Here is a 21,858-nt window from a genome sequence, read left to right on the forward strand (position 1 = left end):
AAGCAGGCTCGGCTTCCATCGCCTGCCTGCACTTTACATTCTACCCCGCCGGATTCGCCTCCCATTTTGCGTCTGTCACGTTTTCGACGGCAGATTTTTTCAAACATATACAAAACACGGGGTTGCCTGCGATCTTCACTTGCTTTCTTTGACGATAGATTTCTTTGCCGCCACGGCGGCTTACCTGTCCCTCCAGCCATCCACGCTCCCACCAAGCCTCTACAATTTCCTCAAACTGAAACCCGCGCTCTTCCATGAATTTTTCCAGCGCATTCGGCAAAAAAGCAATGTAATCCCAAAAATCCCCTGCTTTCCATTGGCCGAGCCATCCCCCTGTCGGTGGTTCTCCGTTCTCGCGTCCTTCCATGCGGCCATAAAACCGATGGGGATTGGACGTGGCCAATTCAAGCGCCGCTTCTAATGCGTCCACTTCCCGAATCGGGTCTTCGGCCGCCTCTGTTGCCTGTGCGAACAAGTCAAAATCCACAGGTAGCATCTCCCACGGCAAGGGGCATCCCGCCTCAACAAATGCCGCGTGCGCCACTTCTCCTGCGGTCTGAATGGCCGCTACATACTGTGCGAGACGTTTGGCAACGGGGTCTTCTACGAGAGATTCGTAGCTTGCCTGAAGCTCTCTTGCTCGCATTCTCCATGTTTCCCAATCCGACCGATGAGCGCAGATATAGCGCAAAAAAAGCGGATAGGCATGTCCGTAGTGACGTTGCAACCCCTCCTGCAACTGCTGCACCAACCGGGCTGTTCGGGGACTGGCTTCACCAAACGGCAACGAGTGCAGGTTCAACACACGGCCTCGGGTGCCGCCGTCCTTGCTGTAGGTGAGGATCGATGATTCCCCGGTAGAGAAGACGACCGTGCGCCAGTGTGCGGTTACCGCCGCTCCTCTTACTTGCCCGCGACCCTTACCCTGACCACCCGCCAGTAAATACACTAGTTTGCCTAGTGCATTTTCGTTCAGTGCATCTTTCGTATCATCCAGAAACACCGGAATGTGACAAGATGCGGTACAAAGGCGCTCCAGGCTCACCTGGGTCTGGTTCCACGTGCGAAGAAGTCCTCCGCCATCCCGCCTTGGCACCCCCGCTACACTGGCCGCAACTTTCAGCGCTGTTGTTTTTCCACGACTGGTTCGTCCACTCAGGTCAATCACAAAGTTGGGACACTCCAGAATATCCAAAAGTGGCGGCACAAACGCCGCGTCAAACAGGACGCGGATGACTGAATAGCCCATAGCGGGGGCGAGTAGCCTTTGCCACTCGCGCACATCGCCTGCAGCGGTTAACGCTTGACAAAGCTGCTCATCTCCACCGCCTTCTGGGGCAAAGGAGACTTTTCGACCAGCAGAACCTGTATCAAAAAAATTTTCCCCGAGCAAAAAACCGTCCCGAAACCACCCCATGCGCGAAGCGATGCCTTTCCGTTCCAATCGATGACGGTTCGCCCGCTCGAAATCATTCAGAAAATCAATCACTTTGGAGGCATTGGTGCTGGTGACCCCCAGGTGATAGGCACTCAGTTTCAGGATTTTTCGAGTATCGCTCAAATCTCCTCTGGGGAGAGTTAATGTGAACCACGAAAACCCGTCATAAGCGGTTAGCTCGAACGCCGCTTCCGAGGTGGACTCCATTGGCTCGAGCCGCGCGGAAACATAGATCGGCGTAGATATGATCAGTCTCTCCTCGTCCTCCGTCACCTTGTACACGCCATCACTTGAAACGATGTAACCGTCTGGACACACGAGCCATGGATCGGGCGCACCCGGGCAAAACTCCCCAACCAGATGAACGCGAGACTCACGACCTCTCCGACTCACAGTCTGCGCCGCAACCCCCGCTACCGAAATCCCCTCCCCGCCTGCCGCCAGTACCGTTGCCGCCTGCTCCATCTTGGCCCCGTAGGCTCGAACGAATCTCTGTAAATCTTTCAGGCTCAGTGTTGGGTCGGATTTTGTCAGCCGCTTCATCCAATATGCCGCTGCGATTTCACTTTTTTGCGTCAATTGCGCCAAATGCGCAATAGCCCGATCTAGTACACCCGTACCCACATGACCGCTGGACAACTGCTGTTCCACGTCCTGAAGCACACGGACAATGGTGTCTTCTTCCACGGTTTCTTCGCCCGGAGAATCTGACGACTCTTCTGCCGTCTGCTCATGTTGGGGAACGCTCTCTCCTTCTTCGTACCGTTCGATCCACTGCCCCACTTGCGCGGCCTTCTCGGTCTCTCCCGCTTCGATCCACTCGGCAAGGAGCGTGTTCAGCGCTTCCCGTTCATACTGGAGAGCGCGACGAACCACCGTTTCATCGATATTCTCGCCCTGACGAATCTGGTCAACCGCAGAAGGCGCACCGAGCAACCGACCTTGTCCCACATGACGGCGCAACAAAAAGGCAGGAGTCCGATTTTCCGCAAAAAATGGGCAAGCTCGGCATTCGGGACGGGGCGCCACCGCCTCGATGTCCTGGCAATGGACAGGAGCGCGAAAGTGTCGATCCGTGTAGTATTCCAGCGCCTTTTTCTCATCATATGTACTGCCTTCTTTTTGTCCATCTACCTGACACCAGGAGAGCCAAAGTGACGGATCGTCCGGAAACACTGCACGCAGATTCGCTGCGAGCCTTCCCCATTCCGGCTCTGTGACGCGATCCGGTTGCGATACGTCCGCCATGCGTCGAAACCGGGCGCATACTTCCGTCATACGCTCCGCTTCCTCGCGAGAAAGCGGCAACCACCCTTCCGTCGTGGTGTTCCAAGCCCGTATCGGCTCTGGCTCTGTGTCCAGCCCAAACCGTGCCTCCAGTGTCTCGATGGCTTCTATGAAATCTGCAGGATGAATGACGCAGTGACTACTTTCCACGATTTCACAGAGCACCGGATCACCTTTCGTATGCCAGGTGCCAGGAATGCGCAGCACTCTCGCTGCGTCGGTGGCTGCCGTGTCGGCGCACAAAAGTCTCGCGAGACGCCGATTGAGCGCCACCCCTTCATCTCGATCTAGCGGTTCGGGATAACGAAAATAGATGTGTTTTCCTCCACCTCCGCCGCTTTGAACGATCAGTGTCGGTGTACATCCCATCGATGTGAAAAGTTTCAGTCGCTCCAGTCCGTCAGATAACCGTTCCGGTGAACCGTGATCGTCCAAATCCAGCCAAGCGCCGGGGATATGTGTCACATCCGTCGCTGTACCGGAAGCCTTGACGCGGGGGCACACCCCCGCATACCAACCGACATGAGGATGCAAGTGGGCATGCTGGCTCAAGTGTTCGATCACGCGATCTGCCGCCGATTCAGATGCAGGCACAAAGAGTCTTGCGGCAAACGCCGCCCTCTCATAGTCTCTGTGATGGGCAATGGGTCGAATCTCCACATATCCCTCAAAGTCCACCCACCATAAGTCGGCAAAGCGTTTCAGTTCCTCTCGATCGATGGTCAACGGTCTCATGCCACGCACCCCTTGCTTTGTCTATCTTTGCTCGAGTTCACCAATGCGCCGTATGGCTGCATCAATCTGCTCTTTCGTCTGTGCCCACTGAAAGTGATTCCAAGCAACTTCCAGCGCGTGCTGTTTTTCCAGAATTTCCGCTAGATTGTGAACCGCCGCGCCAATGCCTACCGAAACTGCCTTTGCAGTGTTTGAACGATCCACGCCGCATCCTCCTGCCCTCGGGGATTGAGTTGCCAACCTTCTGAACCTTTCTCGAGTTTCACATGAGCTTGGTAGAGCTCTTCCAGTTGCCGAGTCTTTTCCGGGTCACTTTGGCATCGCGCCCGTAAAAAGCGCCAGAGTAATTCTTCCTGTTCGCTTCGCGCCGCCACATCCGTTTTGAGGACTTCTACCGCATCGGGAGACAGGATACGTAGCACCCCGTTCTCTACCCGCTCTCTCGCCCACGATCCATCGGGGAACGGGACAAAGGAGAGCATCTTTTGCCAGCGTTCCCAAAGCGGAAAGAGCCACCTCTCTACAAACGCTTTACCCTCTTCCCATGGCCGGGCCAAATGTTCTTTCCCGCTCCCTACTTCCATGCCTGTTTGTATCAAGGTGTCTTTCCACACACGAATCTCTGCGCACCGAAGCGCGTGCAGCCAGTGTTCCACGCAAACTTGCTCTGTCTGGAGCCAGGTTGAATCCGCAAAAAATTTGGGGCCAAGGCGAAAGATGACGCGCCACGGCGCGGCATCTTCGGGATGAAAAGTTTCGTAGGGGTCTGGCATCATCGCGCCGCCACCGCCTGGCTGTTTCGACGCTCCAGAATGGCTTGAGCCAAGTCACGCTTGCGGCGAAGGGATTGCATAATGTCCTCATCGACCGTGCCTGCTGCAACCAGATATTCATAGTGGCAGGCACTCGATGTTTGTCCCAGGCGATGAATCCGATCCTGACTTTGCGCATGCCGCGCTTCGCTGTAATCGAGGCTGTAATAAATCACCGTGTCGGCCCGATGCAGTGTCACGCCCTCGGCCACGGCTTGTATCTGACCGATGATGACGCGAAGGTCGGTGTCTCCCTGAAAATCCGCGACCATGCGTGTGCGATCCGAGGACGATGTGCGTCCATCAAGAACCGCAAAGGAAAATCCGAGACGATCCACGGCATCGGCAATCCCATCGATTTCATCGCGAAACCGCGCAAAAATCAACACTTTCCGCTTTGGGTCGGCGAGTAAATCAGAGAGTCGGTCGGAAAGCGACGCCAGTTTGGCATCATGCAGACGTTTTCCTTCCAAATATCCACCCGAAATCTGCGTGAGCCGAAGAAGTTGTGTCAAAACATTCGGCACTGTGATGCTCTCTCCCGTTTCCAGTTCTGCGACCATCTCCGTCTCCAACTGCTCGTAGACGCGACGTACACTTCGCGGCAACTCCACGGGGACGACCCTTGCCATCTTTTCCGGTAGACTCGGTAGTTTTCCGGCAAACTGCCATCCTGACGTGGTGCGCTCATAAACCGACCAAGTCCCATCTGGGTCCTGGCGTTTTTGCATCACGATGCTTCGGCTATGGAAACGCTCCTCGAACTCCGCCATGTTCTTGTAGCCCGTAATCTGCTGGGGTATGTAGGGATTCACCACGCAAAAACGTTCTCGAAACCGCACAATGGATTCCCCAAATACACCAGGATCGAGGAAACGGAAAAGGCCCGGCGCATCAATGGGACCGTTGGGGAGCGGCGTCCCTGATAAACCTAAACGCTTCGCGCCTATGCGTTTGGCCATCCGCGCGGCAGCTTTTCCATTCACCGTTTGCCAACCTTTCAATCGGTGGCACTCATCCGCGACGATGAGGTCGGGCCGAAAGGCGGTCAACGCCGCTTCGAGTTTCGCAATCGATTCGTAGTTCGTGACGAGCACTCCACACTGCGTATCGCGAATCAGCCTCTCCCGTTTGGCCAGGCTCCCGTCCAACACATGCACAGGGAGCGCCAAGTCCCACTGCTTTGCCCCCAGTGGCCATACACCCAGCACGCTTTTCGGTGCGAACACAACGACTCTTTGTGCGCCTTTTTCACGGAGATACGAAAGCGTCACAGCCGTTTTCCCAAGCCCCGGATCGACGGCTAAGAGAACACCTGAGCAACACGACAAACGCGTTTTGACCCCTTCTAGCAAGCGTTGTTGATGTTCCATCAACTCCATGATGTGTCCACCCCCACAGTGACAGGCTCTGCCTCCGATTGCTTGCAAAACAGACAAACGGGCGACTTAGCGGTACTGGCGATTAAACTTTCACACCGCCTACAAACCAGGACTTGATATCGATGTTTTTCGTGATCCCGCCACTGTGTGCCATCCCAAAACAGCGTGTGATGCAGGCTCACCCGCTCTCGAAGGGGGTGGTGGCAATGCGGACACACCTGTCTGGATAAGGGCAACGGGTCTTCGGAGAGTTCAAAACCGTAGTACTCCTTGCAAAAAGCGCAAGAGAAAAGGTAGAAAAACTGCCTGGAAGCAATGTGATGAAAAAATGGAATGTTGTTTTTTTCGTGGCTTTTCGTTATAGTGAGGTTTGTCAATGCCCATACACCTTTCATTCATCCCGCGCCCCCACAGCGCGGGATGAGTTTTTTGTGTTCAAAAGTAGATGTGTTCCTGTCGATAGCAGGGCTTGGGCTTCATGGATTCCCACTGGGCGCGTCGCTTCTTGGCTTCCTCGATCTCCCGGTCTTCCTGCAAGGCCAAAAGCGTTCTGAGCACCAGCATGGCCAGTTCCGGACGAGTGATGGACGTTTTCTCCCTCCGCGCCTTTTTGGCAGCACGTTCCCTTTCCCGGCGAGCCCGATCCAGTTCTTTGCAACACTCCCGACAGGTGTTGGACACCTTGCCCAGATGGAGTCGAAAGTACTTTTCTGTTGCGGGGAAGACGCCCCCGCAACGACTGCAACGTTTGTTTTCCACTCTTCATTCACCTACAGCGACCGTTTCTGGTTTTTCTTGCTGAATCATCGCGTTCAAGGTCTCGGCTATCTCTTTGCTTCGTTTCAATCCTTGGATCAAGGCGAGTCCCGTGTAAACTTCCAGAGTTTCTGGCGTTTTGAGCACACCCCAGGAGCGCGATCCTTCGGTTTTGAGTTCCAGTGTCAGGCGGATTCGACGTCCGGAAAGCGGCTGACCCTTGCCCAGCACACTCGTCGCAAAATGATCCCAAACTTTATGCGAGGTAGGCGGCAAGTAGATGAGCGTGGGCACGCTTGCGCCATCCTCCAGAAAGTACAGGCGCCTTGTTTCCTTGCAAGCACGGCGGCGTTTCCCGGACTCATCGGCCACAAACTGGTTGAAGGGGCACGTTGAGCAGATGCGTTGTTCCACGATGCCGCCCTCCTCGGAAAACACCGTGCCCTGCTTTCCGTCCAGACTGCGGCAAAGCAGTCGCGGATTTTCCTCATCTTCCCGATCAAAAAGTGCGCGATTCGTTTTCGCTTCAATGACGATCCCGGTGAGCTCTGATTTCAAGTCTCCGGCGTTGTCCTGCCAGTGTTTGCCGTTGATTTTGTAGCGCGGCAGAATCACCTTCGCGTCTTGAATTTCTTCCTTGACCGACTGACCGATACTTTCCGCATACTCTTCCAGCGTAATACCGTGTTCCAGGAGTTCCTTCGCTGCCTCTTCCGTCAATCCCAGTCGTTCCAGTACTTTCGAGTCCCAAAGTTGTACATCGTTTGCCATGATCCATCGTCTCCCTTGTCATGCGTTATGAGTTGGTTGCGTTGCTTACGTTCTATCTTGGAAAGAGTGTGTGACTAACGAGCATTTTGCAGTTCATCATGAGACGTTTCACTTCGCGTGTATAAGCTTTGCCAGTTATCTTCCTGAAAACAAGCGGCATGGAATTCACAATCCGCGCAGGCGTGATAATTTTTCCGAAGCACCCCTCGCCTGCGTTCAAATCCCATGACTTGTGTGGCATGCCACAGTTGTGCCTGAAACTCAGCCCGTTGCTCAGGTGTTGGAAAAAGGAACGTCTCCACCACTTTGTCATTTGTGGCGAGAAATTCTTCCAACAGCCGTGCCTTGTACCCCTCAAGCGTCTCTCCCTTTTGGGGCTGCTTGCGTGTCTTTCCGATATAGCGCACCGCCGCGCCCTCGACTTGCAGGGCTTCACTGTACAGTGTGATCTGACGATTGCCCCCGTACTGTTCGATGAAGTGATCGTAAGTGACACCGCTGGTCTTGTACTCCAACAGATAACGCTTCCCGTCTAAAAGGACGATACCGTCCGCTTTGCCTCCCAGAACATATGTGCGGCTTTTACTGCCGTTTTGCGGATTGACAATCGGCACCGTAAACTCCTGTTCAGCCGCCAGTAAGGGATAACGAGGAAAGATTCGCAGTGCTGCCCGCACATAAACTTCGATCCTTGCTTGCTCCAAAGCATACTTGTCGGTTTCTTCCGCAGAGAGATACGGCTCAAGGAAAGCAAAGTCGGAAAGAGCTGCGTCCACTGCTGTCTCTTCTTCCGCCCCCAGATTCGCCGCCTCCATCCCGGCATGCACGGCTCTGCCGATCACGAGTGGCCAACGAATCCCTCGTGGACGTAGACGCTGTACATAATGGAAGTTAGCTTTGGTCGGGCACGTCTCCCACATAGACAAACGGCTTTGCGTTAAGATTTCCAGCTTTCTTCACCTCACATAGAATAAATTTGAAATTATGGAATGTATTTCTTCTGGTTGTCGACGTCGACGATAACTCGACAAAAAAGAGGTGTCAATCACTTTTTTGAAAGTTTTGCAACCACTGCATCAGTGCCCCCCGTTCGACACGATAGCAACGGGTAGAAAGTTTGATCAGCGGAAAATCTTTACGGCGCATGAGGGTGTACGCCTGACTTTTGCTGATACCCAAGGTCTGAGCCACCCCCTTGCAATCCAAAAACGTTGCCGTCGAGTCGAAAGCATGCGTAGGTTCCAGACCGTTCATTCGTGATTCCCCCTTGGAAGTTTATCTCAGGTAAACGCGATTATATATCTGTAAAATAGATATATCAAGTGTTATTTTGTGATATAAAAGAAAAATTTATTTTGTTGCGTAATATATTTGTTTTGATTTAAGATAGAGAACAAGGAAGGAGGTGGACCTGTGTGGCGGGATTGGGCGAACGTTTGCGAAAAGCACGAAAAGCCAAGGGATTCAAGCAAACGGATGTTGCGGCCATTTTAGGGATGGGACAATCATCGCTTTCGGCGTATGAAAAAGAACAGCGAAATCCAGACCTGCCAACGCTCCAGAAGTTGGCAGAACTCTATGGTATCCAAGTGACGGATTTGCTGGCACCGGATCCCGTAGAACAAAAGAACCTTGGAGCGCCTTTGGAACTGGACGATGTACTGCGCGAGGAGCGCTTGATGTTCCACGGCAAACCTTTGACCGAAGTCGAAAGAGAGAGAATTCGAGGCATCTTGATCGGTCTCTACTGGGATGCCATGAAAAGGGATGGAGAAAGGGGCTAAGGGATTGAGGGTATGGGGATTGCACAGAGAATTGGCCAAGCTGTAGAAAATGTCATTCAAACCTATCAGGAAACCGAACCGAAAGCATTGACCGAAAAAATGGGCATCGTATTGAAACGCGAACCTTTGCCCGAAGGGGTTCAAGGTTTGACGGCAACGTTGTTGGGTTATCCCTACATTGTGGTTCAAGCTGCCCTTCCAAAACAGAAAGAACGGTACGTGCTGGCACATGAACTGGGACATCACGTCCTGCATCCATGCGCCAACTACTATTTTTTACGTCAAACCTATGCCTGGACCGACAAGTTGGAGTTTGAATCCGATCTCTTTGCAACGTTTCTCTTGGCGCGTCACAGCTTTGCATCCTGGACGTTTCAAAGTCTTCATCAGGAAGCTGGACTTCCAAAGTATTTGGCGCTACGGGTTTTAGAATGTCCTGAAGCCTGTACGGTCTATGAGAAACTGCGTCAGGCGGTATAAAAAAGAAAGGTGAAAACGAATGGCATTGACAGGTCGTGTGGTCAAACGAAACGAGAAATGGGCATATGTCATCAATCTTCCCCTCGATCCAAGGACGGGAAGATACCCACAAAAATGGAAGATGGGCTTCTCCACCAAAAAAGAAGCCCAGGAGGCTTTGCAAAAAGCACTTCTTGAAACCGACGAAATCGCTTTATGGACGAAAGACTTCACACTCGCAGAGTACTTGGAACATTGGCTGGAAAAGTCTGTACGATTAAAAAATCGCCCATCTACCATGGCGACGTATGAACAAAGTGTACGCATCATCTCTCAGCATTTAGGTAAAATCAAGCTTCGAAAACTCCGGCCCCATCAAATCGAGGCGCTATATGAAAGATTGACTGAAGTTTACGAACCGAGCACGCTATACAAAATTCATCGCAATTTTCGCACGGCGCTAGGAAAGGCGGTGAAATGGGGTTATTTGAAAGAAAATCCGATGACCCGCGTGGACTCTCCAGCGAATCGAAAAAAAGAAAAAGCCGTACTTACCCCCGAACAGCTTCAACAATGTTTGAACTATCTCCAAGTCCATTCACCGGTTATCTATATGGCGGTGTTTCTAGCTGCCCATACCGGAATGAGACGGGGGGAAGTTGCCGGGCTTCAGTGGCGAGATGTGGACTTGGAAAGTCAAACGATCCGAGTGGAGCGAAGCCTTTCGGAAGTCAAGGGGAAAGTTTATATCAGTGAGCCTAAAACTACCAAAAGCTTGCGAACGATTGCTGTCAGCGAACAGGTATTAGAAGCGTTGAACGCATGGAAATCTCATCTGGAAGCCCAACTCCAAAGGCCCCTTCGTGAAGAAGACTGGGTGCTGGTCACGAAAAAAGGCACCCCCATCCAACCGAAACGATTTTCTGTTGATTTTAGAAACGCCGTCAAAAAATTAGATCTGCCACCTGTAACTTTCCACGGCCTTCGTCACACCCATGCAACGCTTTTGCTGATGGAAAAAGTTCCACTGAAAATTATTTCCGAACGCCTGGGCCACGCCTCCATCACGATTACAGCAGACACATATGCCCATGTGACGGAAAACATGCAACGAGAGGCGGTGGAAGCGTTGGATCGAATCTTCTCTACCAAGTAGTCTCTTTTGATAAAGAAGAGATTCGTTACTCATTCGTTACTGAAATGGTGAAATCGACAATGAGCTAACGGCTGAAAACCTGCGCCACAAAAGGGATTTTTGGCTTAATTCGGTTTCGCGGCAATCGGTTCATACTACACCATTCCATGTACATTGAATCCCAAAACTCTCAAGAACTTTACCAACGTACCAAATTGGAACATAAGTGGTATCTTTACCGCTATATGGATCGACACTAACAATCCCTGGAGTATTTTCAACAAGTGTATCATCTACATAGACATGAACAGGCTGATTCCCTGAATTGTTTACAGAATGATTAAGCTTATAGTATTTTTGAAAACTTGTTGGCAACTCCATATTCCAGTCCGATCCATTCCATTGACTAGTTACATCCCATTTTTGAATGGCATACATAACATACCAAATTGGCATATAAGTCGTGTAGTCACCACTGTTAGGATCCTTAGCTTGAATTCCCAACGGATCGACTACATATTTCCCGTTCATTTCAATTTCCATTTTATGCAACGGATATGGAGATGCTTTTACCACCGGTATTGAGGAACCTCCCAATACCAGAGCACCTGACGTAGCTAATGTGGAAATCGCTAACCATTTTTTTCGATTTTTCCATACTTTAAACACACTTTTTCCTCCTCTCAGTCCATGGGCACTTAACGAAAGAATTCCACCAACCAGTCGGATGGCCCATCAAATAGTCTGCCGAACGGTAGGTAGATTCTTATCTCTTTAAGACGAAATTTTACGGTAATATATATGTCAGAGTCTGTCGAAAAATGAATATTCTTATTTTTCATATAAAGAGGTTTTTCATTACTTTTTTCGCATGATAAAGTATTGACTGTAATCCTCCAAATTTATTTGGTAATTTTGTATTACCATAAAATCATTTTATTTTTAGAAAACTATTTAATGATGAGGTGAGCATTTTGCGCTTATGGCACCAAACATTAATTACTCGCTTACCCCGTCAACAATTGCTGGGCCAGCATCGAGAATGCTGTGCGTTGCGTGGTAAAGGATGGATGAAACCGCATTCAACTGTTAACTATGTTTTTCAACATCCCATGGAATACTTGTTTCAGTATCATCAACTGGTTATCGAAGAGATGGAAAAAAGAGGTTACTATGTAGGACCTGAGTGGAAAAGACTACATTACCGCGGTAAACATCTTCCAGAGACAGTCGAATTAAGTTCAGAACATTTCACAACTTCCGATCCGATATATCCAGAGCATACCGATACCTATTTAAGAGAATGCCTTGACAATTTGTCGCAAAAAGGTATTTTTATAGATTTTCCAGAATCTCATCACTCTATAGACCGAGATTCATAATGAAAAATTTACAGAAAGGAACGATGGGTTATTTATCGCATCTCGTGATGCCGAATAAATTTTATTCAACATATATGATCCTATAAGATTCGTATTCACGAGCGTTGCATTAACGTGATTTGAATATTTTGATTTTTGCACTTTCCTAGACAAGTGCTGAAACAAGACAGCTCGTGGGAGATAGGTAGCATCATCCAGTTTTTGGACTATGGTTTTGCGATCCGTTTACCTCAGCGACCGTGCGACAACGACTCTTTCGCCTTACTCTTTTCGCTTTTGCCTGCCTTTTGACGTCCTCGTTGGCGGCCTGTGGATAGCGTTCGTCAACTCAGCCCAAGTTTTCCACAGCAACGTCTTTAAAAGTCTCTGGCATGTGAGTAACGTCGCTGTCGTGTTCAGACGGCGCCTGGTGAGAAACAGCAGCAGGTAAGCGATGAGCGCAATGTAAATCTGGTTCTCAACCGCCGTTTTGCTGGTGCCAAAGAGGGCTGTCGTCTTGAGATGCTGCTTCATCCACCGGAAGAAAAGCTCTATCTGCCACCGATTCCGGTACAACTCCGTCAGTTCGCTCGCTGGTGTGAATAAGTCGTTTGTCAGAATCACAATCCGGTTGTCCTTGGTATCCCGTGTTACGATTCGCCGTAGTTCATGCGCCATCTGTTTGCTGCCACTGCCCAGGCGAATCAGGTTGTCGTGGAGGATGCCTGGCTGGTCGTCGAGCTTAGACCAATTCCAGTCGAGCACCTCGTACGCGGCATTGTCTTTGAGCCTTGTGGCAAAGCGGATGTTCCGCTGACAGAAGTCATCCCACGTCTTGTAGTCGAGATATCCGCGGTCAAAGACGTACATGGCATCGGGACTGTCCACAAATGTGGAGAGTAGCTTTCCATCTGCGACCTTGGCGGATGTGATTTGCACCTTGTCTGGTGCAACATGGTTGGGGTCATGGAAGCACAACCGGGTATGTACCTTGACGCCACCTTTGGTCTTACGAAATGTCGCCCACTGGTACTTCGCCAGACAAAGTGGAATCGTCGTCGAGTCAATGACCTTGATGAGTCCAAGTAGCGGTGCGTAGGGCTTATCTGCATGAATGACCGCCATGGCTTTATCTACTAAATCAAGGAACACCCTGCGGAATACGTCTGTCGGAATCCTGGCACAAGTTCTCGAAAGCTGAGAGAGGCTGATGGACTCGATATCGAGTTCTCGCTGCAATGCACTGTCATTACGAACGGCAATTTCAAGTTCGCGAAGTCCAGAGGCGTTGACTAGTTGTGCATAGAGAAACAGGCGAAGAACAGCGGCTGTACTGAGCTTTTTCACATAGCGATCGGCACCGTGTTTCGTGATGGAAGCTTGGAGAGAATCGGGATCGACCAAAGAAAACCATTGACCAAAACAGGATTTCCAAGTAGCGTTATCCATGCGTAGAGTTCCTTCTCGTGGATTTGGACAGTGCTACCTGTCCTCCATGATAAGGGACTTTTTATTTGTCGCGGGACACAAATCACCGAACCATATGAACATTATGAAAACATTAATGCAACGCTCGTGATTCGTATTCATATGTGATTTCCCAATCTAATTATTCCTTAAAAAATAAAGAAATACGATATATACACCATATACCGCATATTTATTCGTATGAATGTGACGTCTTATCCTAGCATATTGCAACTTTTTCCAGAACACGTACAGACGGTATGTTAGTGACTAGACACTTTGCAGTAATACAATCAACGCTGGGTTGACGAAAAGCCCATTCAATCAATGCCCAAGCCATCTCTGTAGCATATCCTTGTCCTTGGTACTTGGGGATGATATCATATCCCATTTCCACATTCCCGAATTCATCTGGTGAGGATTTGAAACCCATCGTTCCAATCAAAATAGCATCCGAAACATGGACAATCATGCCACTCCATTGTCCAATACTCGGATCTCGCTCGAGTTCTTCCAATGTCATTGGCAATACGAATTTTCGAACAGAATCGCTTGGAAAATCGTGAGATACTTCAAGTCCTAGTATTTGGGACAACCTTGACTTATCTTCCATAGCTGTTAACACTAATTCTTGATTCCATGACACCATACGAAGACGTTTCGTTACTAAATTCGCCAATTATAGCTCCCCTTAACGGGGATTGAAAAACAACCAATCCCCTAGAATTTTTGATTGAGCACTGGACTTTATACAATATACATAGTCACACTCTTTTTATATAAGATAGATCGAAGTGTATTGCAATTTACAGTTATCTTTATTTAACTTTTACTTTAATTTAGAAAATTTTTCTCAAAAAAGTCGAATGTCTTTTACAAAGCTTCACCAATTGCAACTTGAAAAGACAACTACCTTATATGATATGCGAAACTAGATGTTTACGACCCAATCAAACCAACGTCCATGTCCATCTGTTAACGCAATGATTTCATTAAATTCTTCACCTTTTATATAATAGTCCAGATGTAATTTCCCTAAATCAGAAATATTGTTGTAAAGATGGAATACATCTCTCATAGCACCTATTGATTTGACATGATCTATTAATTGTGTCTTTAGTTCATTTGGCATTTGATTAGCTACGTGTGTGTGAAAAATACATACAGTTGAATCTTGAGATATTTGTTCAACAATCTTAGGTAGTAATGAAACCCCGTCTCCTTCAATCAAATTTACAGGATTTTTATTCAATAGTTGAGCTGCCTTTTCAAATAACTCCAACCGTTCTTTATGTTCTGGCCAAATCAATGATTTGAGCCATAAGTAATCATGATGATTGGATAAATCAATCACATGCAGATCGATTCCAATTTTTGTATAAACCGGAGGGCTGATTGGAGGGAATTGCGGAATATTCCCATTTCTCAATCCCGCAGTTAAGTGCACACCCGAGTTTTGTTCTCCGTACGTGTCATCAGTTCCATATGAATAGCTGTATTTGTCCCATAATAGTTGTAGTCCTGCACTTGTACCTATTTCGATAAGGGATAGGGGTTTATGCACCTTGTTATAGATGTAAGAGAAGCTTGGGTATAAATAAGTGCAGCGTCTAATTTCATTGGTTTGAACCAAACGACTCTGAAGAAGATCGATAATTTCATTTTGGTGTTGCATACAGAAATCCTTAAACGAAGGGAACACCTTCTCCACGGGAAGAGGATTCACTGTGATACTTGGATAAAACTCTTTTAATTCGTGATCAATTCCTGATAAAAGAAGATAATGGACAGAAGCCAATAACAAATTAGGAACTGGTTGCCCTTGCTTACAATGAGAACTCAATTCAAGTAATTCATTATCCTTTGAAATCTCTATAGCTAAAAATTCATACAACCTGCTGGAATCAGAACACTCCAGTTCAGCAAACCTCTTAAATCTCTCCGACAAAAGAGCAGTATCCATACAATAAACTCCTCCAATTGAAAATAGGATAGGATATGAAATGAACTGATATTGATACGAAATATCCATAATCACGAGTTATGATGTTTGATAAGGTCTGACATTTTCCCTATTTTTAATTTTAATAGAATTGAAAATTTTTCAATAAAAGAAAATTCCAGGAGGCTGGTTAAACGCACTCCTGGAAACGGACAAAATTTATTCTCTCATATCCACTCCAGACTTTACCGACTTGTCATCTCACAAACATGCGTTGGAAAAATCAGTAGCAGGAGTGGCGTGGAGCAAGTCTCTTTTTCCACGTCCAGTTTTTAATCTAGAATCTGCATTAATAGTTCAACAGATATTGTTCCCGTTCCCACTCAGTAACCTGCATACGATACATACTCCATTCAATACGCTTGGCTTCAATGAAATGATGGAAAACGTGATCGCCTAAAGCTTCTCTTAAAACAGAATCCTTGGCCAAGACTTCTATGGCTTCACCAAGCGAACCAGGTAAGCTTTGAATGCCAGCAGCGATTTTTTCTTCTTCTGTCATAATATAGATATTTCTATTGACGGGTAGAGCTAATGGCAATTTTTTCTCAATACCATCTAACCCTGAAGCTAACATAACCGCCAATGCCAAATACGGATTACAGGAAGGATCGGGACTGCGCAGTTCAATACGCGTACTAGAACCACGCGCTGCCGGAACACGAACTAAAGGAGAGCGGTTTTTGGCCGACCATGCCACGTAGCTAGGCGCTTCGTAGCCTGGCACCAGTCGCTTATAGGAATTTACCGTCGGATTACAAATTGCTGTGAACGCTTGCGCGTGTTGCATCAATCCAGCCAAATAATGTTTGGCTATTTCACTTAAGCCAAGTTCATCTGTTTCATCATAAAACGCGTTTTGCTGATTGCGAAATAACGATTGGTGACAATGCATGCCAGAACCATTGATTCCGTACACCGGCTTTGGCATGAACGTGGCATGAAGTCCGTACTGTCGAGCAATCGTCTTTACCACTAGACGAAATGTAGCAATATTATCTGCCGCTTCAAGCGCATCCGCATATTTAAAATCAATTTCATGCTGTCCAGGAGCCACTTCATGATGAGACGCTTCAATTTCAAAACCCATAGCTTCCAGTGTCAGGACAATTTCTCTACGACAGTTTTCACCCAGATCGAGCGGAGCCCAATCAAAGTATCCACCTTCGTCATTGACTTCTTGAGTTGGCCGACCTTCAGCGTCAAGCTTAAAGAGGAAAAATTCCGGTTCCGGTCCAACATTAAATGCAGAAAATCCAGCTTGATGAGCACGCTCCATCACCCGTTTAAGCACAATTCGAGGATCGCCTTCAAACGCTTGACCGCCTGGCAGATAAATATCACAAATTAAGCGCGCGACTTTTCCTTGACTGGAGTCCCAAGGAAAGACCAACCACGTGGAACGATCAGGCACTAAATACATATCTGATTCTTCAATTCGCACAAAGCCTTCAATCGATGAACCATCAAACATAATCTTATTGTCCAGCGCCTTAGCCAATTGATCGACTGGAATTTCTACGTTTTTAATAATTCCGAGCAAATCTGTAAACTGTAAGCGAACATAACGTACATTCATTTCTTCAGCTAGCGCCAAAATTTCTTCTTTTGTCCGTTCCTTGCGCAAGTCATCACACCCTTGAGTCATTTTTTCATTCTTAACGTTTCCGATAAAAACGCGATAAATCACCTAAAAAGAGTGACTGAGCACTGGCGCTGCGGCCTTCGAGCAACTCTCGCTGGATTTGCTGGTAAACTTCTTCATCCGATAAATCACGGACAGTTTTTGAAAGGACGTTTTCCTTCATCCGCTTGCGAATGGTGTGTAAACTTTCCCCATTTTCCATCCACTGTCTAATGGTCATGAGACGTTCGACATCGACAAAAGAAAATTGCCGTTGTTTTCCTTCTGACCTTTTAGGAGAGATTAGACCCTGCTCTTCATAATACCGAATCTGCCGCGCGCTCAAACCTGTCAGCTTTTGTACGGTACCAATGGAGAAGAGAGGCAAGTGCCGACGCTCTTCCAGATCCACGGTACGCCCCTCCCTCACTCTGGATTAATCTTATCTTACTCAAAGACAAGCTACAGGTAAATGAAAATGTAAAGTTTTCTGACTTCATCTACAAGATTTTTAGATCTGAGAGTGACGTAAGTGAGCAAGCACCTGCGTGAGACGTAAAACTGCCCAAAAACCTTGTTCGTAAGTCAGTCCACCTTGAAGATAGGCACGATACGGAGGACGCAAAGGAGCATCGGCAGAAAGTTCAATGGATGACCCTTGAATAAAAGTCCCGGCTGCCATCAAAACAGGCGTGTCATAACCAGCCATATCACCGAATTCTGGAACAGCAAAAGAATCTACTGGCGCGCTTGATTGGATGGCAGTCGCAAATGCCGCTACTTCTTGGCGCGAATGAAATTCAATTTCTAAGACAATATCCGCACGCGTCTCATGCGCTAAAGGAGAAACTCGATAACCAAGTTCATGCAAAGCATGACTTGCAAGTACAGATATTTTTAAAGCTTGACAGACAATATGAGGCGCAAGAAATAAACCTTGATACATAGAGCGCAAATAACCTTCTGTTGCTCCTAACTCCGCACCAATTCCGGGAGCATAGAGTGAAACCGCCGCGGCATCTACAATCGATTTCTTGCCCACAATATATCCGCCTGATGATACAAGTCCACCACCAGGATTTTTAATAAGCGATCCGGCAGCAAAATCTGCACCAACGGCTGTAACTTCCTCAACTTCAACAAATTCTCCATAACAATTATCTACACCTAACCACACGTCAGGTCGTAATGTTTTCACAAAAGAGAAAACGCCTGCGAGCTTGTCCAAAGAGAGCGCAGGCCGAGAACTGTAGCCACGGGATTTTTGAAACATGACCAGACGAGTGTTGGGTCGCAAAGCTTGAATGATTTGTTCTGTCTGCGGCATACCTGTACCATCAAGCTCGACAACACTACTCTCTATCCCCCACTCGCGCAAACTACCTGGAGATTCGCGTAAACCTACCACAGCTTGCAGGGTGTCGTAAGGCTGTCCAGTGGCAAACAAAACGTGATCGCCCGGACGACAAAGCGCAAAAAGAGAGGTAGAAAGCGCGTGCGTCCCAGAAACAAACTGTGGTCGAACCAATGCTGCCTCTGCAGCAAAGACACGCGCGAAGATACGTTCCAATTTTTCACGACCAGCATCGTCTATTCCGTATCCATTTGAACCTAACAGGTCACTTGTCGATACACGTTCTTCTGCAAAGGCGTCCATTACCCGTTTCTGTATATGAAGAGCATTTTGCTCTAGACGACGAAAAATTGGTTCTACTTCTAACTGCCTTGCTTGTAGCCATTGAAAATCGATGGAAGACATACAAATAGTTCTCCTTTATAGAAGATAACTGAGTCATCGAAAAATGAAGAATGACTGTAGTCGAGCGACCAATCAGCGGTATAGCACTGACCGACATTGTAACACAAAGCGCTTAACAGCATTTAAAAGCTGATGTGCCAATCCTCGAGACGATCTGTTGTCCACTCAGCAATAGCCGTCCAGAAAGAAAGAGCTACTAGAAAAGAAATGGTATATCGGCTTGATATCCAAAACGAAGAACCGAGTGCCAAAACACCGCCAAGCATCAGTAAGGGAATACCTAAACGGCGAGAAAGCGTGTCTTCTATGAGCCAATGGTCCTGGTGATATTGTAAAAGAGAGAGCATACACTCTAAAAATATCGCCATGACTATGCCCCAAACGGCCAACCATGTCCCAACAAATAGTAAGGAACACAACCACATAACGACGATCAAAGAAAATTTACTCAACAATTGACGCCTGGAAATCGGAAGGCTCAACGGAAAAAAACGCAATGCTGAAACTCCAAAAAACATTGCTAGCGCCACATGCGCTTGCCAAGCGCCGGCAATTAACAAACAAAGACCTGTAAATGGGAGCACATGCCGTCCGATTTTCGCGGCCAATGTACGTTCTCCACGTCCCAGCACTTGCTCGGCTTTGAATACATCATCCATCATCTGCAAACTCCAGATAACAAGCAGCAATGAAAGAGTTGGGCGCAAAAAATCAAGCCAGTCTCCAGACATGCTGTTTTACCTCATCAATCGCTTTGTCTTCTGTCCCCTGTAGAAACACTACTGGAATTTTTCCTAATGATTTACGAATATCGCGCTTCTTCCATTTAACTTTCAGTAGTTCGGTCTTCGTCATCACTATGAGATAAGCGCGTCGTGATTTTGCGTATTCATACAGTTCTAAATCGACACCTTCTAGTTGTAAATGAAGACCACTTGCTTCTTTCTCTGAATGATAGATTGACCGTTGTGGCCGCAAAGCCCTTGTTGCATCTATAACATGAATGATAATTTCAGCTTGAAGCAGCAAACGCAAAGTATGGGCCAACGACTCACGACGCACACCTTCTAGTTCCGGATCATCCACCAGTGATTGCGTATCTCGCAGAATCCAGCGTTTTTGCAGAAAGCCCTTTTTAAGCGTTAACTCCATCGGCTCCATTTGCTCAGATGCGTGTTCCTGCAACCATCTCTGCTGCTCGGAAGTTGCCCTTATTGGATATGGATGAGATACTCTACGACTCTCTGCCGTTTTAGCCAATGCCCTGCAGAGTGAAGTCTTTCCGGAACGAGCTTTTCCTACCACAACCACTTCTGAACATGGGCGATTCAAAAAACATCCTCCTCCCGGAAATCTTCGGCTCTTAAAGTCATTAATTCCTCTCTGGAAACACGAGATCGCTGAAACAATCGCGATGCCTGATGACGGATCGCTTTCTCTATCAAATTGCGCACAAAACGGGCGTTACTAAACTCTCGAGAAGCATCCAGAAGCGCTTGTTGAATTTTTCTTCGTAAAATAAATTCAGCATCCGGTGCTAGTTTGTATTGATGTTCTTGTGCTGTTTGCCTGGCAATCGCAATCAGAGAAGAGAGCGTGTAGTCCGGAAAATGCAAATGAATGGGAAAACGACTGGGTAAGCCAGGATTTGTACTCAAAAAATATTTCATCTCATTCTCATAACCAGCAATAATCGCTACAAATTGATTGCGATAATCTTCTATTCCCTTGACTAAACAATCAATCGCTTCCCGGCCAAAATCTTTGTTTCCACCACGTGCTAAAGAATACGCTTCATCAATAAAGAGCACTCCACCAAGCGCCCGCTGTATACTCTCCCTCGTTTTTTGCGCTGTGTGGCCTATATACTCGCCAACTAAATCGGCACGCTCTACCTCGACCAAATGACCCTTCTCAAGCAATCCGCAGTCTCGAAACATTTCAGCAATTAATCTTGCAACTGTGGTTTTTCCTGTCCCCGGGTTGCCTGAGAAGACCATATGCAAGACCAACGGATCGGTTTTAAGCCGAGCCAGCCGACGTTGTTCCTGAATATAAACATGGGCAAAGATTTGTCGGACCATCTCCTTAACTCCATCCAGACCAACAAGACTATCCATTCTAGAAATAATCTGCAGCAAGCGTTCCCTGGTCATATGCATAGTACTGTTTGCTTCATCAGTTCTGTATTTACCCGATAATCTAGATAGCGCTTCGCCAACTGCCATATTACTTTGTTCAAATTCATCAATGACTCTGTACTGCGTAGGGCGTACTTGATTCCATCTGTTTTTGGAGGGCACCCGTTGTCACCTCAAATCATCTTCAGCGCTGGTACTGAGGTAGCCTATGCTTCATTCGCGATTTGGGTGAATGCCTAGAAGACGAACTGAAGAAACAAAACAAAGAAAGAGGAAGGTGGATGGAGAAAGTTTTGAGACAAAATAAAACAGACTAAGTGTCAGCTCTGTCATCCTCTGGATAAGAGTTAACTCTTAGTCTGTTTGCTCGAACTCGATTCTGGCGGAGTGAGACGGATTCGAACCGTCGATACGGCTTATAACCGTATACTCGCTTAGCAGGCGAGCGCCTTCGACCTACTCGGCCATCACTCCATAAAAAACTTTGGTGGGCGTTGACGGGTTCGAACCGCCGACCCTCTGCTTGTAAGGCAGATGCTCTCCCAGCTGAGCTAAACGCCCATACATGTTTAGTTTCTGGAGCTCCCAACCAGATTCGAACTGGTGACCTCATCCTTACCATGGATGCGCTCTGCCGACTGAGCTATGGGAGCGAATGAATGGCTCCCCGAGTAGGATTCGAACCTACGACCCTCCGGTTAACAGCCGGATGCTCTACCGCTGAGCTATCGAGGAAAATGTGGTGGAGGTAGACGGATTCGAACCGACGACCCCCTGCTTGCAAGGCAGGTGCTCTCCCAGCTGAGCTATACCCCATGAATCACCATTCTACCACAAGGCAATTTTGATGTCAACCTGAGAATCAGGTGGTCGGAGCAGCGGGATTCGAACCCACGACCTCCTGCTCCCAAGGCAGGCGCGCTACCAAGCTGCGCTATGCTCCGA

At 47.9% G+C, this 21,858-nt stretch carries 22 protein-coding genes and 5 tRNA genes; 4 read left to right on the top strand and 23 right to left on the bottom strand.

All coding sequences use genetic code 11. The annotated features are described in order from the left end of the window. Positions 1-40: 40 nt before the first annotated feature. The 8 genes from FY534_RS08105 to FY534_RS08140 form a co-directional block, all read right to left on the bottom strand. Positions 41-3,460 (bottom strand): DUF927 domain-containing protein, encoded by a 3,420-nt coding sequence (locus tag FY534_RS08105; protein ID WP_203114265.1) that lies wholly within the window; start codon positions 3,458-3,460, stop codon positions 41-43. 21 nt (positions 3,461-3,481) lie between these two features. Beyond that, entirely contained in the window at positions 3,482-3,664 is a 183-nt protein-coding gene (locus FY534_RS08110; RefSeq protein ID WP_203114266.1) for a hypothetical protein, read from the bottom strand. Next, entirely contained in the window at positions 3,628-4,236 is a 609-nt protein-coding gene (locus tag FY534_RS08115; RefSeq protein ID WP_203114267.1) for a hypothetical protein, read from the bottom strand. Before FY534_RS08115 ends, FY534_RS08110 begins: the two co-directional genes overlap by 37 nt. Continuing rightward, entirely contained in the window at positions 4,233-5,654 is a 1,422-nt protein-coding gene (locus tag FY534_RS08120) for a DEAD/DEAH box helicase (protein ID WP_203114268.1), read from the bottom strand. Before FY534_RS08120 ends, FY534_RS08115 begins: the two co-directional genes overlap by 4 nt. Positions 5,655-6,089: 435 nt before the next feature. Continuing rightward, a complete protein-coding gene (locus FY534_RS08125; RefSeq protein WP_203114269.1) occupies positions 6,090-6,413 on the bottom strand; it encodes a hypothetical protein in 324 nt (107 codons plus the stop codon). A 3-nt stretch (positions 6,414-6,416) separates the two neighbouring features. Next, the gene (locus FY534_RS08130; protein ID WP_203114270.1) at positions 6,417-7,181 is read right to left on the bottom strand and encodes a hypothetical protein; all 765 of its coding nucleotides are present in this window, start codon (positions 7,179-7,181) and stop codon (positions 6,417-6,419) included. Between the two features lie 74 nt (positions 7,182-7,255). Beyond that, positions 7,256-8,131: a PD-(D/E)XK nuclease family protein gene (locus tag FY534_RS08135; RefSeq protein ID WP_370541567.1), complete on the bottom strand. Its 876-nt coding sequence runs from the start codon at positions 8,129-8,131 to the stop codon at positions 7,256-7,258. Positions 8,132-8,222: 91 nt separating this feature from the next. Next, positions 8,223-8,435 (bottom strand): helix-turn-helix transcriptional regulator, encoded by a 213-nt coding sequence (locus FY534_RS08140; RefSeq protein ID WP_072875195.1) that lies wholly within the window; start codon positions 8,433-8,435, stop codon positions 8,223-8,225. 161 nt (positions 8,436-8,596) lie between these two features. On the opposite strand from FY534_RS08140, the gene FY534_RS08145 reads away from it, so the two are divergent. The 3 genes from FY534_RS08145 to FY534_RS08155 are packed head-to-tail and all read left to right on the top strand — an operon-like array spanning position 8,597 to position 10,580. Then, entirely contained in the window at positions 8,597-8,965 is a 369-nt protein-coding gene (locus FY534_RS08145; RefSeq protein ID WP_203114272.1) for a helix-turn-helix domain-containing protein, read from the top strand. 12 nt (positions 8,966-8,977) lie between these two features. After that, positions 8,978-9,445 carry an ImmA/IrrE family metallo-endopeptidase gene (locus tag FY534_RS08150; RefSeq protein WP_072875193.1) on the top strand — a complete coding sequence of 156 codons (468 nt, stop codon included), beginning with the start codon at positions 8,978-8,980 and terminating at the stop codon, positions 9,443-9,445. A 19-nt stretch (positions 9,446-9,464) separates the two neighbouring features. After that, positions 9,465-10,580, top strand: coding sequence for a site-specific integrase (locus tag FY534_RS08155; RefSeq protein ID WP_203114273.1), 1,116 nt, complete (start codon positions 9,465-9,467; stop codon positions 10,578-10,580). Positions 10,581-10,709: 129 nt separating this feature from the next. On the opposite strand, the gene FY534_RS08160 is transcribed toward FY534_RS08155, so the two are convergent. Further along, positions 10,710-11,228 carry a hypothetical protein gene (locus FY534_RS08160; RefSeq protein WP_203114274.1) on the bottom strand — a complete coding sequence of 173 codons (519 nt, stop codon included), beginning with the start codon at positions 11,226-11,228 and terminating at the stop codon, positions 10,710-10,712. Positions 11,229-11,533: 305 nt separating this feature from the next. Between FY534_RS08160 and FY534_RS08165 the strand changes: the two genes are divergently transcribed. Then, positions 11,534-11,941: a TIGR02328 family protein gene (locus tag FY534_RS08165; RefSeq protein ID WP_203114275.1), complete on the top strand. Its 408-nt coding sequence runs from the start codon at positions 11,534-11,536 to the stop codon at positions 11,939-11,941. A 261-nt stretch (positions 11,942-12,202) separates the two neighbouring features. On the opposite strand, the gene FY534_RS08170 is transcribed toward FY534_RS08165, so the two are convergent. The 14 genes from FY534_RS08170 to FY534_RS08235 all read right to left on the bottom strand — a co-directional run bounded on the left by FY534_RS08170 (position 12,203) and on the right by FY534_RS08235 (position 21,857). Then, positions 12,203-13,369, bottom strand: coding sequence for an IS4 family transposase (locus FY534_RS08170; protein WP_203114276.1), 1,167 nt, complete (start codon positions 13,367-13,369; stop codon positions 12,203-12,205). 238 nt (positions 13,370-13,607) lie between these two features. Further along, the gene (locus FY534_RS08175; RefSeq protein ID WP_203114277.1) at positions 13,608-14,066 is read right to left on the bottom strand and encodes a GNAT family N-acetyltransferase; all 459 of its coding nucleotides are present in this window, start codon (positions 14,064-14,066) and stop codon (positions 13,608-13,610) included. Positions 14,067-14,318: 252 nt separating this feature from the next. Further along, positions 14,319-15,350, bottom strand: a complete 1,032-nt coding sequence (locus FY534_RS08180; RefSeq protein WP_203114278.1) for a DUF2332 domain-containing protein — start codon at positions 15,348-15,350, stop codon at positions 14,319-14,321. Between the two features lie 328 nt (positions 15,351-15,678). Beyond that, the gene (gene glnA / locus FY534_RS08185; protein ID WP_072875221.1) at positions 15,679-17,016 is read right to left on the bottom strand and encodes a type I glutamate--ammonia ligase; all 1,338 of its coding nucleotides are present in this window, start codon (positions 17,014-17,016) and stop codon (positions 15,679-15,681) included. 31 nt (positions 17,017-17,047) lie between these two features. Further along, on the bottom strand, positions 17,048-17,425 hold the full coding sequence (locus FY534_RS08190) for a MerR family transcriptional regulator (RefSeq protein WP_072875220.1): 378 nt from the start codon (positions 17,423-17,425) through the stop codon (positions 17,048-17,050). Positions 17,426-17,524: 99 nt separating this feature from the next. After that, entirely contained in the window at positions 17,525-18,772 is a 1,248-nt protein-coding gene (locus FY534_RS08195) for a methionine gamma-lyase family protein (protein ID WP_072875219.1), read from the bottom strand. A 122-nt stretch (positions 18,773-18,894) separates the two neighbouring features. Continuing rightward, a complete protein-coding gene (locus FY534_RS08200) occupies positions 18,895-19,503 on the bottom strand; it encodes a hypothetical protein (RefSeq protein WP_072875218.1) in 609 nt (202 codons plus the stop codon). Continuing rightward, positions 19,484-20,104: a GTPase domain-containing protein gene (locus FY534_RS08205; RefSeq protein WP_072875217.1), complete on the bottom strand. Its 621-nt coding sequence runs from the start codon at positions 20,102-20,104 to the stop codon at positions 19,484-19,486. Before FY534_RS08205 ends, FY534_RS08200 begins: the two co-directional genes overlap by 20 nt. After that, complete coding sequence (locus FY534_RS08210; RefSeq protein ID WP_072875216.1) at positions 20,101-21,075, bottom strand: AAA family ATPase; 975 nt, start codon at positions 21,073-21,075, stop codon at positions 20,101-20,103. The genes FY534_RS08205 and FY534_RS08210 overlap by 4 nt, the downstream gene beginning before the upstream one ends. A 218-nt stretch (positions 21,076-21,293) precedes the next feature. Further along, positions 21,294-21,387 (bottom strand) — tRNA-Ser (locus FY534_RS08215). 11 nt (positions 21,388-21,398) lie between these two features. Next, positions 21,399-21,474: transfer RNA gene (locus FY534_RS08220), tRNA-Val, on the bottom strand. A gap of 16 nt (positions 21,475-21,490) precedes the next feature. After that, positions 21,491-21,566, bottom strand: a tRNA-Thr gene (locus FY534_RS08225). Positions 21,567-21,573: 7 nt separating this feature from the next. After that, positions 21,574-21,648, bottom strand: a tRNA-Asn gene (locus FY534_RS08230). A gap of 132 nt (positions 21,649-21,780) precedes the next feature. Next, positions 21,781-21,857, bottom strand: a tRNA-Pro gene (locus FY534_RS08235). Between the last annotated feature and the right edge of the window lies 1 nt (position 21,858).

The organism is Alicyclobacillus sp. TC, assembly GCF_016804365.1.
Lineage (GTDB): Bacteria > Bacillota > Bacilli > Alicyclobacillales > Alicyclobacillaceae > Alicyclobacillus_I > Alicyclobacillus_I tolerans.

Bases quoted from the DNA above. Each gene is read 5' to 3' on its own strand.
- FY534_RS08105 (WP_203114265.1), bottom strand. From the start codon at position 3,460: ATGAGACCGTTGACCATCGATCGAGAGGAACTGAAACGCTTTGCCGAC.
- FY534_RS08115 (WP_203114267.1), bottom strand. From the start codon at position 4,236: ATGATGCCAGACCCCTACGAAACTTTTCATCCCGAAGATGCCGCGCCG.
- FY534_RS08120 (WP_203114268.1), bottom strand. From the start codon at position 5,654: ATGGAGTTGATGGAACATCAACAACGCTTGCTAGAAGGGGTCAAAACG.
- FY534_RS08130 (WP_203114270.1), bottom strand. From the start codon at position 7,181: ATGGCAAACGATGTACAACTTTGGGACTCGAAAGTACTGGAACGACTG.
- FY534_RS08140 (WP_072875195.1), bottom strand. From the start codon at position 8,435: ATGAACGGTCTGGAACCTACGCATGCTTTCGACTCGACGGCAACGTTT.
- FY534_RS08150 (WP_072875193.1), top strand. From the start codon at position 8,978: ATGGGGATTGCACAGAGAATTGGCCAAGCTGTAGAAAATGTCATTCAA.
- FY534_RS08155 (WP_203114273.1), top strand. From the start codon at position 9,465: ATGGCATTGACAGGTCGTGTGGTCAAACGAAACGAGAAATGGGCATAT.
- FY534_RS08170 (WP_203114276.1), bottom strand. From the start codon at position 13,369: ATGGATAACGCTACTTGGAAATCCTGTTTTGGTCAATGGTTTTCTTTG.
- FY534_RS08180 (WP_203114278.1), bottom strand. From the start codon at position 15,350: ATGGATACTGCTCTTTTGTCGGAGAGATTTAAGAGGTTTGCTGAACTG.
- FY534_RS08195 (WP_072875219.1), bottom strand. From the start codon at position 18,772: ATGTCTTCCATCGATTTTCAATGGCTACAAGCAAGGCAGTTAGAAGTA.
- FY534_RS08200 (WP_072875218.1), bottom strand. From the start codon at position 19,503: ATGTCTGGAGACTGGCTTGATTTTTTGCGCCCAACTCTTTCATTGCTG.